This is a genomic window from Chitinophaga sp. 10T418, assembly GCF_056394125.1.
Genome location: NZ_JBFTHG010000004.1, coordinates 100,568 through 114,081, shown reverse-complemented (window position 1 = coordinate 114,081; position 13,514 = coordinate 100,568). Strand labels below are relative to the sequence as shown.

Below are 13,514 nucleotides of genomic sequence, written 5' to 3'. Positions count from 1 at the left end.
ATGCAAGAAAATATTTTCCGGAGAAGAGAAGGAGAGAGGAAGAGCGGGAATGGCCATCCGCGCGGAAACAGGCATAAAAAAATAAGCCGGCCGTACAGACGTACGGAACCGGCTTTTGATTAACCCCTATGAAAACAAACTATTGCTCTTATTTAATGTGCTAATTTAATTTCTCCCAAATCAGTGGACTTTCCTTCGTCCACCTTTACATCAGTAACAGTTGCAGGCTTAAAAGGCGCTTTCGCTCCTATAATAACGGTATATGCACCCACTTTCGCATGTTCAAAACTAAAAGCGCCATCGGTAACGGGTGATGTTAATGTATCTGTACCCTGAATGGCCCAGGCTTCAGTGGCTCCTTCTGCCGGTGTTACTTTACCTGCTATGGATCCGCCATCAACGCCTTTAAATGCGAATGCTCCAAACGCTACAGCTGCAAGTGCTAACATGCTTACTTTTATCTTCTTCATAGCTTACAATTTTAAATGGTTTAACAATAAAGGTTATATGGTAAGTAAAGGTGTTAGCATTGTTTTTATCCTGTTTTTAAAGATGTAAAAGAACTTGTTGTTGAAACCCAATTTTGCAATTACGATGCCATAATATTTTGATCGCCTGCCATTTAACATATCTTTTGGAAGACATTAACAAATCTGATAAGACATGAAATAAAACAAAAAGCCCTGTCCATACAGACAGGGCTGGGAATTATATATACAGACGTTTATTATCTTCTACTGTTYAGATTCATTAATAAGCGCAGTATTTCGAGATACAACCAGATCAATGCAAGCAGCAAAGAGAAGGAAGCATACCATTCAAAATATTTTGGTGCGCCCATAGATGCTCCTGTTTCGATTTCATCGAAGTTCAGAATGAGTCTTAATGCAGCAATAGCTACAATGAAAAKGGAAATACCAATGCTCAGTGGGCTACCCGGTGCTAATGCAGGCATGCTTACATGAAACATACCTAATACAAAGGTGGCCAGATAAAAGATCAGGATTCCCAGCATTGCCGTGAAAATGATCGCCCTGAGTTTTGCAGTAGCCCGTATCACACCAGTACGATATAATACCAGCATGGCCACAAATGTACCAAGCGTCAGACCTATTGCCTGGAAAGCAATACCCTGGTATTTAGCATTAAATAAAGCAGTAACGCATCCCAGGAACAAACCTTCCGCGAGCGCATAGGCGGGAGCGATATATGGTGACCATTCTTTCTTAAAAATCATTACAAACGCCAGGATGGTGCCAACGATAGCGCCACCTATTGCCAGTAAGCCGGCCTGACCGGTTTCTCCTTTGGTGATTAAGCCCCAGCTATATACGGCTGCGGCCAGTAATAACACAAACAGGAAAGACATTTTGTTAACAGTGCCACGTATCGTCATGGATTCACCCTGGACAGGCGTTGCACGACTGTACACATCTTGATTCAGTACAGGGTTGTTCGATTGAAACAGTGCCATAAAGTATAGTTTAAATTTATGGGTTAAAAATACGATTTGATTTGATAAAAGGACATTAGAATCCGGTAAACACTGCCAAAATTAGCATTTCTATAACCAATAACTAGCGGTTATCACCCATAACCAGAAGTAATGGGAATACGCTATTTATACCGTAATAGTCTACTGAAGTTGTGTACTTTTGTGATCAGATCGGGAATAATATTCGCGGGTAGCATAATACTACCGCCCGATTACCTAAATTTACATCTTTAAAAAGAATACCTTAAAAGAATAAATAGATGCCTAATACTTCGATTCAACAGCTGGAGGATGTAGTGATAAAATTTGCAGGCGACAGTGGAGACGGGATGCAGTTAACAGGTACCCAGTTTTCAAACAACACCGCTTTGTTCGGCAATGACCTCAGCACATTCCCGGATTTTCCGGCGGAAATACGTGCCCCAATAGGTACTTTGCCCGGCGTGAGCGGATTCCAGCTACATTTCTCTTCTAACAGAATATTTACCCCGGGTGATGCCTGTGATGTACTGGTAGCCATGAATGCTGCTGCGCTGAAAGCTAACCTGAAAGGACTTAAGAAAGGAGGGATCATCCTGGCCAATACCGATGGTTTTGACTCCAAGAACCTCCGCCTGGCTAACTATCCGGAAGGCGTTAATCCGCTGGAAGATGGTTCCCTGGCTCCCTATCAGCTCCATACCATGGACGTGACCAAAATGACGCGCGAAGCGCTTAAGGACATGAACATGGGTATGAAAGAGAAAGACCGTGCAAAAAATATGTTTGTACTGGGATTCCTCTACTGGTTATACGACCGTAACATGGAGAATACCGAGGTATTCCTGAAAGATAAGTTTGGTAAAAAACCAGATATCCTGGAAAGTAACCTGAGGGTACTGCACGCCGGATATAACTTTGCCGATACCGTAGAAGCCTTTACTACCCGCTACCGGGTGGAAAAAGCCCGTATGGAACCGGGTACCTACCGCAGCATCACCGGAAATACGGCCCTGTCATACGGACTGGTAGCAGCTTCCCAGAAAGCCAACCTGCCCCTGTTCCTGGGAACTTATCCTATTACACCGGCCTCTGATATCCTCCATGAACTGAGCCGCTTTAAGAATTTTGGTATCCGCACCTTCCAGGCAGAAGACGAAATTGCAGGGATTACCTCTGCTATTGGTGCTTCCTATGGCGGACATATGGGGATTACCACTACTTCCGGCCCGGGTATGGCATTAAAAGGCGAAGCCATGGGACTGGCAGTAATGCTGGAAATTCCGTTGATAATCGTTGATATTCAACGTGGAGGTCCTTCCACCGGCTTACCTACCAAAACAGAACAATCCGATCTGTTACAGGCTTACTACGGCCGTAACGGAGAGTGCCCGATGCCTATCGTTTCTGCATCCACCCCGGCAGATTGCTTTGAGGCGGTGTTTGAAGCATTTCGCATTTCCGTGCAACATATGACGCCGGTTATTTTCCTCAGCGACGGGTACATTGCCAACGGTTCCGAACCATGGCGCTTCCCTAAAGCTGCTGATCTCCCGTCTATTGAAGTGAAATTCAAGAAAGGACTGGAAGAAGGAGAAGAACAATTCCTGCCTTATCACCGTGATGAAAACCTGGTACGCCCCTGGGCTGTTCCTGGTACACCTGGCCTGGAACACCGCATCGGTGGTCTGGAAAAGCAAAATATCACCGGTAACGTCAGCTACGACCCGGAAAATCACCAGCTGATGGTGAAGATCCGTCAGGAGAAGGTAGACAAGATCGCAGATCATATTCCACTACAAAAAATTGAACTCGGTCCGGAAAAAGGAAAAGTACTGGTACTCGGCTGGGGATCTACCTATGGTGCTATCAAAAGCGCCGTACTGGACCTGATAGCAGAAGGCCACGAAGTAGCGCATGCACACATCCGCTATATCCGTCCTTTCCCTAAAAACCTGGGCGAAATACTCCACAGCTACGATAAAGTACTGATCCCGGAAATTAATAATGGTCAGCTGATCAAAATTATACGTGATCAATTCCTGATCGATGCACAGGGTTATAATAAGATTATGGGTGTTCCTATTACCAAAGGTGAACTGATCACTAAGATCAAAGAAATGCTGGCATAGGCTCCTCCACAACATATTATTTTATTGCACAATAAAAAATCCTGTCCGTTGTGACAGGATTTTTTGTATTTTCCTGTATCGGCAGACTATTCACAGCTACTTCTGCCAGGATTTTTTTAGTTTAAGTTTACTATTATGTATAGCCTTTTTCGTGTATTGCTAACCGTTGTAACAGTAGCTGTATTGTATTTGCAGGCAAATGCCCAAACTAATACTTTTGAAGTGCGGATCGCAAACCATGCGGTAGGTACAATAGAAGCTAACCGGAAAACGAACGGACCGGTAAAAAGTATCATTATCAAAACGCGTATCCAGGTGATGCTGTCTAAAATTAACAGCGATATTGCCAATGAATACAGTAACAATGTGCTCTCTTCTTCTAAATCTTCCCGTATATCCGGTAAAAACGGGGAAGATAAAAACACCACGACCATTCGTAACGGTAAAGAATATACGATTACAGTGAACGGGGAAAAATCGGTGATTAATAATGCCGAAATAGAAGAATGTGTGGCAGACCTTTACTTTGCGGAACCCAAACAGATCACCCGTGTGTTTTCTGAAACATTGGGCAAGTTTCTGCCGCTGAAATCTATCGGAGGGGGAATGTATGAGCTAATATTGCCCGAGGGGAAAAAGAACGTGTTTAAATACGAAAACGGTACACTGGTGCTGGTAGAAGTGAACCACACTTTCGGCAAAGCTTTCTTTGTGAAAGTCAGCTAACACTTTGTTTGCCAATGATGGTGATTTCCCCCGATGGGCGAAGAAGATGGCAGACAATGCTATCATCTTCCCACACCAGGTTTATCATAAAAAGATCTATACTGTTTGCTCAATAATCTGCCCGGACACTTTATCTTTCAGGATCAGTTTCCTTGCCCCAAAATGCGTCATTTCTTCTTTCACCAGGTAGTATTGATCGTTATAATCTGTTAATGTTTTGATTTTGGTAACACCTTCCTGTCCACGCCATATGTCTAATTGTACCGGCTCCCATTGCTTGGTAGCGGCACTTTTATAAGCGGCATCCAGGATCGCATTTACCACATAACCATCATAGAATGTTTCTTTGGCTGCATGTCCACCCTCCATTGCATTAAACATATCTGTGAACATGTGATTATATCCCAGTTCATTGAGTTCATCACCTACCGGAAATAACCAGCCGGTATTGCTCTCTGCTTTCTCAGCTACATAATCATCACCTTTGCCGGTGGTAAACATATCAAAGCCGGTACGTAAAAAACTGTTGGTCCAGATAGTTCCTTCTGTGCCCATGACTTCATCACGCAGATCCAGTCCGCCGCGGAAAGTCCAGCTCACTTCAAACTGCCCGATGGCGCCGTTTTCATATTTTACCAGTCCGATAGCATGATCTTCTGCATCAATAGGCTTTACCTGTGTATCTGCCCAGCACATCACTTCTACCGGTCTGATATCTTTCCCGATAAAGTTTCGGCCAATCTCCACGCAATGGCAGCCCAGGTCGAGGATACAGCCGCCACCGGCTTGTTCCTTATCCCAAAACCATTCACTGTGCGGGCCAGGATGCGTTTCCCTGGACTTGGCCCAGAGTATCCTGCCCAAGGCGCCACGCTGTACACTTTCTAATGCTTTCAAAAATTTGGGTGTATATACCAGGTCTTCCAGGTAACCATGGAAGATGCCGGCTTTTTCAACGGCTTCCAGCATTCTCTTTGCTTCTGCTGCATTGCGGCCCAGGGGTTTGGTACAGATGACCGCCTTTTTGTGTTTGCAGCAAAGCAGCACTGCGGCCTCATGCAAATTGTTGGGCAGCGATATACATACTACCTCCACTTCCGGATTAGATACCGCCGCCTCCATCTCTGTTGTTTGGTGTGCTACCTGGTAGTCTTCCGCAAATTTCTTTGCACTTTCTTCCCGCCGGGAATACACACTTACTATTTTATCGCGGCTGCGCTGTCCCTGCAATGAATCTGCATAAAACCGCGCAATAAAGCCTGAGCCAAGCATTGCTATTTTTGCCATAGAAACCGTTTTGCCGATGATTAATTTTTAAGAACCTTCTCTTTATTGCTATCTCTGAAAAATAACATAAACAGTACTAATACTACCGCTGCAATACCAGCAGGTATGAGCCAGACAGTATGCCAGTCGTGCATTTTTTCACTGGTTTTATAAGCCGCTACAATAGGACCGGAAATAATAAATCCTATCAGCATACCCACACCATATGTGGCTAGTGTAACAAAGCCCTGGGCCGAACTTTTGAATTCTTCGCCAGCTACTTTATCGGTGTAAATCTGACCGGTTACAAAGAAGAAATCATAACAGATACCATGCAGTACGATACCCACAATCAACATCCAGTAATTGGAATCAATGTTGCCGTAAGCAAACAAAGTATAACGCACTACCCAGGCCAGCATACCTAAGGCCAGCATCTTTTTAACACCTAACCGTGCAAAGAATAACGGCATCACCAGCATAAACAGGAATTCAGACATCTGTCCCATGGATTGCTTGCCGGCAGCGGCATTCATGCCTATTTCATTGAGGAATGGATTGGTGAAATTATAGTAAAATGCCAGCGGAATACAGATCGCAATAGAGGCCAGGAAAAACAGCAGGTAAGAACGGTTTTTCAACATACGGATCGCATCCAGTCCTAGAATTTCTTTTACAGATATCTGTGTGCCTTTTTTAGCAGGAGGTGTTTTCGGTAAGGTAAAACTAAATAGCCCCAGCAGTAAAGATGCGCCGGCGGCCATTTTAAAGGTAAGATCCAATGAATTTGTTTTTTCCCATTGCAGCCAGCCAATCAGCAAACCTGCAATGATCCATCCTACGGTGCCGAATACACGAATAAAGGAAAACTCTTTGCTGGGATCGCTCATCTGCCGGAAGGAAATAGAGTTCACCAGCGCCAGTGTTGGCATGTAAAGGATCATATACACCAACAGTACCGGATAGAAGCTATCAAAACTGGTCATACCTGAACATGTCCACAGCAATGCAGCTCCCACCAGGTGTATTACGCCCAGGATCACCTGTGCAGAAATGAAACGGTCGGCAATAATACCTACAATGAAAGGAGCAATCACAGCCCCGATGGATTGCGTAAGGAAAGCTACGCCCACCTGGCTATCGGTGGTGCCTTGCAGATTTTTTAGCACAAACGTGCCTAACGTTACAAACCATGCTCCCCAGATAAAGAATTCAAGGAACATCATGAACGATAGTTGTACCCTAACAGCTGATTTCATAACGACTAATGCTTTATTGATTGAATCTTAATGAACTGCTTAAGTTAATAAAAATTGGGAGTTGCCCCTTAAATTAATGATGGACAAAAGAAACTTTTTGCGTTCACAAAGTACTGGTTCTGATCTTTGTGCCGGGCATCACCGAAATCTCGGAACCTGCCGCCAGCAAGGCGCTGCGGGGAGGTTGCTGCAGCATGTTTTCAAAATCTGCACCATAGAGCGCCCGGGTACTGCAGTGATAATCGAAACTGGTAACCGGATGTGTATGCCACTGAGGATGGGTAACCTGGTATTCGCCGGTAGTAAGGTCATCTACCCGCGTATAACCCCAGTAATGTTCTGTAATAAATTCTTCTTCACTGCCGGTGATGATAGGTTGTGTGGCTTGTAATGCAGTGGCTGTTAAATGATTCCATTCATTATTTACTTTCCATTTATAGGCTACTTTCAACGTATCTGCATCCGGGTACTCCCAGCTGTGTTCCATGACATGCGTAGCGTATTTTTCCTTGTAAATAGTATTGGCCACAAATGTGATAAATGGTTTAGGTACCAGCTCTTTTACAAATACCACCCCCCTTTTCCATACTCCGTTTTGTTTATAGCGGACATAGAAACGAAGATTTACTTCTTCAAAAGTACGGTGGCCGGGTAAACTCAGCCCTTTTACCCGTGTGTTTTGGAACAGGAAGCCTACCAGGCTTACATAGCTGGTATTATTCCACGTATCCAGTTCTGTATGAGCTGGTAAATATGCTTTGAGTACTGCCGGATCAGCTTCAAAGTTGATCATCAGTAAGTTTCTCCAGGCAGCAGTCAGAAATGGGCGCATAGTTAAGTGGCTTTTATAAGTTTGGCATAATACTTACATGCTGGTCTTAGTCCGCATTCACCACATTTGGGGCTTCTGGCCACACAAATATATCGGCCATGCAAAATGAGCCAGTGGTGTGCAATATGTACTTTCTCTTTTGGAATATGTTTCAGCAGTTGCAGCTCTGTTTGCAGCGGCGTTGTTGCATTGGTAGTGAGGCCAATGCGGGCGGATACCCTGAACACGTGGGTGTCCACTGCCATATTGGGCTGATGATGTACCACAGAGGTAATCACATTGGCCGTTTTGCGGCCTACGCCGGGCAGCTTGATTAGTTCAGGTACTGTAGCAGGTATTTCCCCGTTGAAGTCTTCTACCACCATTTGCCCCATTCCTATGAGGTGTTTGGTTTTGTTGTTGGGATAGCTGATACTCCGGATCAGGGGAAACAGGTCGTCAAAGGTGGCCTTACTGAGGGCATATACGTCCGGATACTGTGCAAAGATGGCAGGAGTGGTCATATTCACCCGTTTATCGGTGCATTGAGCAGACAGGATAACAGCTACCAGCAGTTGGTAAGGATTGTCGTAAATGAGTTCCGTTTCGGCATTGGGAGCATGTTCCTCAAAGTACTTGAGAACAAATGCATAACGCTCTTTTTGAGTCATGCCATAAAGATAGGAAAAATGAAAAAAGTAAGGTCAGCTACTACTTTTCTTCCTGAGTTTGTTTGTTGGCAGCATAATCAAAGATCAGCTGAAGGGTGGCAACCCGGGGAGCATAACGTACCGTGTTAAGGGCGGCTTTGGTGTTGTCAAAACAAGCCTGCTCTTCCTGGGTTAAAGAAAGCTCCTCCTGGTGATGTTTGATGTCGCTTTTTGTAACAAGACACAGGGTTGATAGTACAGAAAGTGTAAAATTACTCATGCATTATTATTTTAATACTAAAATAGGTTCTGTTTTATAACGAAATAAGCGCGGAATCTATTGTTAATTTAAGATAAATTTTTAAGAAATGCAAGGGCAGTGCGTGCTTAAGGCTTAGGGGCGGGGGTGATAATGAAGAGGTCCTCGTTATCTTTTTTCATATAATATTTCTCACGGGCGAACTTTTCCAGTTTTTCAGGGCTGGAAAGCAGTTCCTGTTGCTCTTCTTTGGTTTGTTTGATTTCCTGGATAAAGAATTCCTTCTGACTTTCCAGTTTATTTACTTCTGACTGGAACTGATATTGGGACATCAGGTTGGTTTTGTCCAGGAATGCGATCCATATTACAAAGGCAGCGAAAGCTATGAAGAACTTATTCTTCAGGAAACTCGGCACTTTTTTGATAGATGTAGACCAGGACATATGGCAATTTACTAAAGAATTACGAATTGTAAATAACGAATTACGGATTTGCAGGAAGAAGATTGCTTCCCACAAATCCGTAATGATTATTTGCAATGATTATTTTTTAACGCTGATAGAGTTKGTAGGATAAATCGCTACTTCACCCAGCGCTTCTTCGATGCGGAGTAACTGGTTGTATTTCGCCATACGGTCAGTACGGGAAGCAGAACCGGTTTTGATCTGACCGCAATTCAGTGCTACTGCGAGGTCAGCGATGGTAGTATCTTCAGTTTCGCCGGAACGGTGGCTCATGATGGAAGTATAACCAGCTTTGTGTGCCATGTTTACTGCATCAATTGTTTCTGTTACAGTACCGATCTGGTTTACTTTTACCAGGATGCTGTTAGCGATACCTTTGTCGATACCTTCTTTCAGACGCAGTACATTGGTTACGAATAAATCGTCACCTACCAGCTGAACGCGGTTACCGATAGATTCAGTCAGTTTTTTCCAGCCATCCCAATCATCTTCCGCCATACCGTCTTCGATAGACACGATAGGATATCTGTTAGCCCAGTCAGTCCAGAAAGCGACCATTTCATCGCTGCTGATTACTTTTTGGGAGCTTTTGTAAAATTTGTAGCTCTTGGTAGCTTCATCATACATTTCGCTGCTGGCAGCATCCAGGGCAATAGCTACCTGGGTACCTGGTTCGTAACCAGCTGCTTTGATAGCTTCCAGTACAGTTTCGATAGCTTCTTCGTTGCTCTGGATTTCAGGAGCAAAGCCACCTTCATCACCTACGTTGGTGCTGTAACCTTTCTTTTTCAGTACGGATTTCAGGTGGTGGAATATTTCCACGCCCCAGCGCAGGCCTTCAGAGAAAGAAGGAGCACCTACCGGTACGATCATGAATTCCTGGAAGTCAATTTTATTATCCGCATGCGCACCACCATTGATGATGTTCATCAAAGGAATAGGCAGGGTGAAAGCGTTTACACCGCCGAGGTAACGGTAGAGTGGCTGGTTGCTTTCTTCAGCAGCAGCTTTAGCTACGGCCATGCTCACTGCCAGGGTAGCGTTAGCGCCCAGTTTGGCTTTATTTGGAGTACCATCGAGTTGAATCAGCATTTTATCGATGCCGGCCTGGTCTGTAACTTCCCAGCCAATCAGCTCTTCAGCAATGATGTCATTTACATTATTAACGGCCTGCAGTACGCCTTTGCCCATGTAAACACTTTTGTCATTATCACGCAGTTCTACCGCTTCGTGCTTACCTGTGGAAGCACCGGATGGAACGGCTGCACGACCAAAATGGCCGTCTTCTGTGGTTACATCAACCTCAATCGTAGGATTACCACGGCTGTCGAGAATCTGCCTGGCATGGATTTCTGAAATAGTACTCATAATTCGAAAAGTTATTATTGTTAGCGATTTATATAGCGGGTTAGCTGTTAGCCATTAGCTATTAGCTGTTAGCAAATGCAGCGAAGATTAACATATGGTGGTMTTCGCTGCATTTGCTAACAGCTAATAGCTAACGGCTAATGGCTTTTCGTCATTTCCCGGAAAATGGTTTCCAGGCTTTGTGAATTGCTCTGCAAAGAAAGTATGTTCCTGTTATTAATCAAAGCAAATTGTAACAGGTTTTTTCTCACTTCGTCTACCTGGCTGGTAAATAATTGCCAGCTATGGTCTTCCCGAGCGACCACGCGGGTGATTCCGCCGATGGTCAGCAACTCGGTTTCCGTAACAGGTTCCGCAAAGGTAACCTGTAAATAACCGTTGGCCGTATTGTTTTGCTGTAAAATGGATAATTTATCATCTGCTACGATTTTTCCTTTGTTGATGATGATTACCCGGTCACAAAGTGCCGCTACTTCCTGCATGATATGCGTGGAAAGGATCACTGTTTTGTTGGCCCCCAGCTCTTTGATCAGTTGCCGGATATCCGCCAGCTGATTAGGATCCAGGCCCGTGGTGGGCTCGTCCAGGATCAGCACTTCCGGGTCGTGTAGTAAGGCCTGCGCCAATCCTACCCGTTGTTTGTAGCCGTTAGACAATGCGCCAATCTTTTTGTGACGCTCCGGTTGCAGCCCGGTGAGCTGCATAACCGTTGCAATCCTTTCTGCTCCTGCCTTTCCCAGCTGGTGAATGCCAGCTACGAACTCCAGGAACTCCCGGATATACATATCGTAATACAAAGGATTCGATTCCGGCAGGTATCCCACTCTTTTGCGTACTTCCAGCGATTGGGTGACAATGTCAAAACCACATACACTGGCCTTTCCGCTGGTAGGCGGCAAAAAACCGGTAATCATTTTCATGGTGGTGGATTTTCCGGCGCCATTGGGCCCCAGAAAACCAGTGATTTCGCCCTTTTTGAGTTCAAAGGAGATCCCATCTACCGCCCGCTGTTCGCCATATACTTTACTGAGTTCTGATACCTGGATAGACATGTATGCTTGCACGTTTTGCGGGAACTAATGTACTATAAAAAGAGGATAAACTATAACGCTGCCGCCAGCAGGGGATTGAGTGGACTTTTCGTGGTAAAAATACAGCCTGTTAGTACGTTTTTTACCGGATCCGGAACGGTTTTAAAGCCTTCCGGCACGCTTTTACACTAATATGGTACTACTTCTCTGAAATATATATATATTTATAGCCAAATTAACTAGCACATATATGTGAACAGAAATACCTGCACTGACATTGGCATATAACTTGCATTTAACCTGATACCTATACGTTATATAACCTATACAGGCAAAGCACTACATATAAAATCACTTTCATGCTTCAACCCAATATTTGATGTCAAACTTTCTAAAAAAAGCAATGGGCCTTTTTGTGGAATTTGAACCCGATGAAAACAGCGATGTCAGGAGGCCTGAACAGCCTTCCCTGTCGCAAAAATTCCCGCTTAGTAATCCTTCAGGATCTGCGCCAGCCCGGCCACCAGGACCTGTTGCCCTATCTGCCGCAGATATGGACAAGTTTGAGCAGCATTTCAGTGCGCTGTTTGAAAAAAGCAACTTTCCCGGACCTGATTATTACGAGTTCTGGAAAATGATGGACACACTGGAAGCGCATGTAAAGGACGAAAACGCCCGTATGGCAGCCGTGTATGCTACACTCAGCATTCAGGGCCTCACCAAAAACAGGCTGATTGAAAGCGCGGCCCAGTACAAACAAATCATTGAACAAGATAAGGCTGAATTTGAAAAAGCTGCCAGCGACAAAGCTGCTACGGAAGTAGATGGTCGTCATCAACAGTTGAAGGACATGGAAAAGAAAATGGCCGATAACGCCGCCCTGATCCAGCAACTTACCAAAGAAATCACCGAAGCACAGGCTAAGTCAGAACAGCTCAAGGCGCAAATGGCAGAACAGGAAGAGAAAATAGTAGCGAACCGCCAGGGTTACCAGGTGGCTTGTGAGGCTATGGTTAGAAAAATAAACACAGACATTCAAAAAATAGAAACATCGCTTTAACGCTATGGAAACGCAAATTTTTCCTGCCGCTGAATCGGGGCAGAAACTGAAATCTTATTGGAACAGACCAGGTGGTAAATTTGGACTCCTGATTGGATTAGGACTCCTGGTAGCCATCGGGTATTATGTAATCCCTATCCTCACCGCCGTTGTCTGGAACACACTCAACTTCGGTATCGCACTGGTGTGCCTTGGCGTATTCCTGTACTGTATCACGCATCGTAAACTTCGCCTTAGCCTGTTTTACCTGTATGAGTGGCTCATGAAGAAACTCGTAGGACTGGTGATTGAACTCGACCCCTTCCTCATTGCGGAAGATTATATCGGCGACATGGAAGAACAGCGCGAAAAGCTGTACGCCCAATCCGTTGATGTAGACGCACAGAAGGAAAAGATTGACCTCAAAATCAGCGAAAAGGAAAAGGAAATGACGCAGCTCCTGAGCCGCGCCAAAGCCGCCCAAAACAATAACATGTTGCCGGAACTGGGTAACGCTACCAGGCAGATTGCCCGTGTGAAAGAATACATCGCACAGCTCACGCCGATACGTGATAACCTCGCCCGCATTGGTGACTACCTCACCAAGGTGCACAAGAACAGTGGTTACATGATTGAAGATGCCCGCAATGAACTGGAATTGAAAAAAGACCTTTACAAGTCTGTCACCTCCGGTAACAAAGCGTTATCATCTGCACTCAAAATTTTCAACGGCGATCCGGAGAAAAAACTGATGGTAGAACAGTCTATGGAATTCCTGAAAGAGGATATTGCGACCAAACTGGCCAGCATGAAAAAAGCCATCAACTATTCTACAGACTTCATGCGCTCTATAGACCTGGATAATGCCACCTATGAGCTGCAGGGACTGAAAATGCTGGAGTCTTACGACCCTGATAAAACGTATAAACTGGATGTACAGAAGTGGGAGCCTTCCCGTGAACCCCATCAACCGGGTACTGTTCGTACTGACAACTACAACGATCTGTTAAGTTAACAATAACCTCTAATCAACAA

14 protein-coding genes are annotated in these 13,514 nt (G+C 44.8%); 4 read left to right on the top strand and 10 right to left on the bottom strand.

The window, feature by feature from the left end; all coding sequences use genetic code 11:
* Nucleotides 1-152: 152 nt before the first annotated feature.
* Entirely contained in the window at nt 153-470 is a 318-nt protein-coding gene (locus AC1DCV_RS12565; RefSeq protein ID WP_441576410.1) for a carboxypeptidase-like regulatory domain-containing protein, read from the bottom strand.
* Nucleotides 471-727: 257 nt separating this feature from the next.
* Entirely contained in the window at nt 728-1,474 is a 747-nt protein-coding gene (locus tag AC1DCV_RS12560) for a Bax inhibitor-1/YccA family protein (protein ID WP_477023486.1), read from the bottom strand.
* Nucleotides 1,475-1,755: 281 nt separating this feature from the next.
* Here AC1DCV_RS12560 and AC1DCV_RS12555 point away from each other — a divergent pair, with 281 nt between their 5' ends.
* Entirely contained in the window at nt 1,756-3,606 is a 1,851-nt protein-coding gene (locus AC1DCV_RS12555) for a 2-oxoacid:acceptor oxidoreductase subunit alpha (RefSeq protein WP_441576412.1), read from the top strand.
* A 135-nt stretch (nt 3,607-3,741) separates the two neighbouring features.
* Entirely contained in the window at nt 3,742-4,332 is a 591-nt protein-coding gene (locus tag AC1DCV_RS12550) for a DUF6134 family protein (protein WP_477023485.1), read from the top strand.
* Nucleotides 4,333-4,428: 96 nt separating this feature from the next.
* Here AC1DCV_RS12550 and AC1DCV_RS12545 read toward each other — a convergent pair whose 3' ends face one another.
* The 8 genes from AC1DCV_RS12545 to gldA all read right to left on the bottom strand — a co-directional run bounded on the left by AC1DCV_RS12545 (nt 4,429) and on the right by gldA (nt 11,461).
* Nucleotides 4,429-5,619 carry a Gfo/Idh/MocA family protein gene (locus AC1DCV_RS12545; protein WP_477023484.1) on the bottom strand — a complete coding sequence of 397 codons (1,191 nt, stop codon included), beginning with the start codon at nt 5,617-5,619 and terminating at the stop codon, nt 4,429-4,431.
* Between the two features lie 20 nt (nt 5,620-5,639).
* Nucleotides 5,640-6,857 carry a nucleoside permease gene (locus AC1DCV_RS12540; protein WP_477023483.1) on the bottom strand — a complete coding sequence of 406 codons (1,218 nt, stop codon included), beginning with the start codon at nt 6,855-6,857 and terminating at the stop codon, nt 5,640-5,642.
* 103 nt (nt 6,858-6,960) lie between these two features.
* Nucleotides 6,961-7,689, bottom strand: coding sequence for a YqjF family protein (locus tag AC1DCV_RS12535; protein ID WP_477023482.1), 729 nt, complete (start codon nt 7,687-7,689; stop codon nt 6,961-6,963).
* A 2-nt stretch (nt 7,690-7,691) separates the two neighbouring features.
* On the bottom strand, nt 7,692-8,339 hold the full coding sequence (gene nth / locus AC1DCV_RS12530) for an endonuclease III (protein ID WP_477023481.1): 648 nt from the start codon (nt 8,337-8,339) through the stop codon (nt 7,692-7,694).
* 40 nt (nt 8,340-8,379) lie between these two features.
* Nucleotides 8,380-8,598 carry a hypothetical protein gene (locus tag AC1DCV_RS12525; RefSeq protein ID WP_331969349.1) on the bottom strand — a complete coding sequence of 73 codons (219 nt, stop codon included), beginning with the start codon at nt 8,596-8,598 and terminating at the stop codon, nt 8,380-8,382.
* 107 nt (nt 8,599-8,705) lie between these two features.
* A complete protein-coding gene (locus tag AC1DCV_RS12520; RefSeq protein ID WP_477023480.1) occupies nt 8,706-9,020 on the bottom strand; it encodes an FtsB family cell division protein in 315 nt (104 codons plus the stop codon).
* A 99-nt stretch (nt 9,021-9,119) separates the two neighbouring features.
* A complete protein-coding gene (eno, locus tag AC1DCV_RS12515) occupies nt 9,120-10,409 on the bottom strand; it encodes a phosphopyruvate hydratase (RefSeq protein WP_441576419.1) in 1,290 nt (429 codons plus the stop codon).
* A 137-nt stretch (nt 10,410-10,546) separates the two neighbouring features.
* On the bottom strand, nt 10,547-11,461 hold the full coding sequence (gldA, locus tag AC1DCV_RS12510; protein ID WP_477023479.1) for a gliding motility-associated ABC transporter ATP-binding subunit GldA: 915 nt from the start codon (nt 11,459-11,461) through the stop codon (nt 10,547-10,549).
* 358 nt (nt 11,462-11,819) lie between these two features.
* On the opposite strand from gldA, the gene AC1DCV_RS12505 reads away from it, so the two are divergent.
* The gene (locus AC1DCV_RS12505; protein WP_477023478.1) at nt 11,820-12,500 is read left to right on the top strand and encodes a hypothetical protein; all 681 of its coding nucleotides are present in this window, start codon (nt 11,820-11,822) and stop codon (nt 12,498-12,500) included.
* A gap of 4 nt (nt 12,501-12,504) precedes the next feature.
* A complete protein-coding gene (locus tag AC1DCV_RS12500; RefSeq protein WP_441576422.1) occupies nt 12,505-13,494 on the top strand; it encodes a hypothetical protein in 990 nt (329 codons plus the stop codon).
* Nucleotides 13,495-13,514: the final 20 nt, after the last annotated feature.

Coding starts and splice junctions, on each gene's coding strand:
- AC1DCV_RS12565 (WP_441576410.1), bottom strand. CDS start 470: ATGAAGAAGATAAAAGTAAGCATGTTAGCACTTGCAGCTGTAGCGTTT.
- AC1DCV_RS12555 (WP_441576412.1), top strand. CDS start 1,756: ATGCCTAATACTTCGATTCAACAGCTGGAGGATGTAGTGATAAAATTT.
- AC1DCV_RS12550 (WP_477023485.1), top strand. CDS start 3,742: ATGTATAGCCTTTTTCGTGTATTGCTAACCGTTGTAACAGTAGCTGTA.
- AC1DCV_RS12545 (WP_477023484.1), bottom strand. CDS start 5,619: ATGGCAAAAATAGCAATGCTTGGCTCAGGCTTTATTGCGCGGTTTTAT.
- AC1DCV_RS12540 (WP_477023483.1), bottom strand. CDS start 6,857: ATGAAATCAGCTGTTAGGGTACAACTATCGTTCATGATGTTCCTTGAA.
- AC1DCV_RS12535 (WP_477023482.1), bottom strand. CDS start 7,689: ATGCGCCCATTTCTGACTGCTGCCTGGAGAAACTTACTGATGATCAAC.
- nth (WP_477023481.1), bottom strand. CDS start 8,339: ATGACTCAAAAAGAGCGTTATGCATTTGTTCTCAAGTACTTTGAGGAA.
- AC1DCV_RS12525 (WP_331969349.1), bottom strand. CDS start 8,598: ATGAGTAATTTTACACTTTCTGTACTATCAACCCTGTGTCTTGTTACA.
- AC1DCV_RS12520 (WP_477023480.1), bottom strand. CDS start 9,020: ATGTCCTGGTCTACATCTATCAAAAAAGTGCCGAGTTTCCTGAAGAAT.
- gldA (WP_477023479.1), bottom strand. CDS start 11,461: ATGTCTATCCAGGTATCAGAACTCAGTAAAGTATATGGCGAACAGCGG.
- AC1DCV_RS12505 (WP_477023478.1), top strand. CDS start 11,820: ATGTCAAACTTTCTAAAAAAAGCAATGGGCCTTTTTGTGGAATTTGAA.
- AC1DCV_RS12500 (WP_441576422.1), top strand. CDS start 12,505: ATGGAAACGCAAATTTTTCCTGCCGCTGAATCGGGGCAGAAACTGAAA.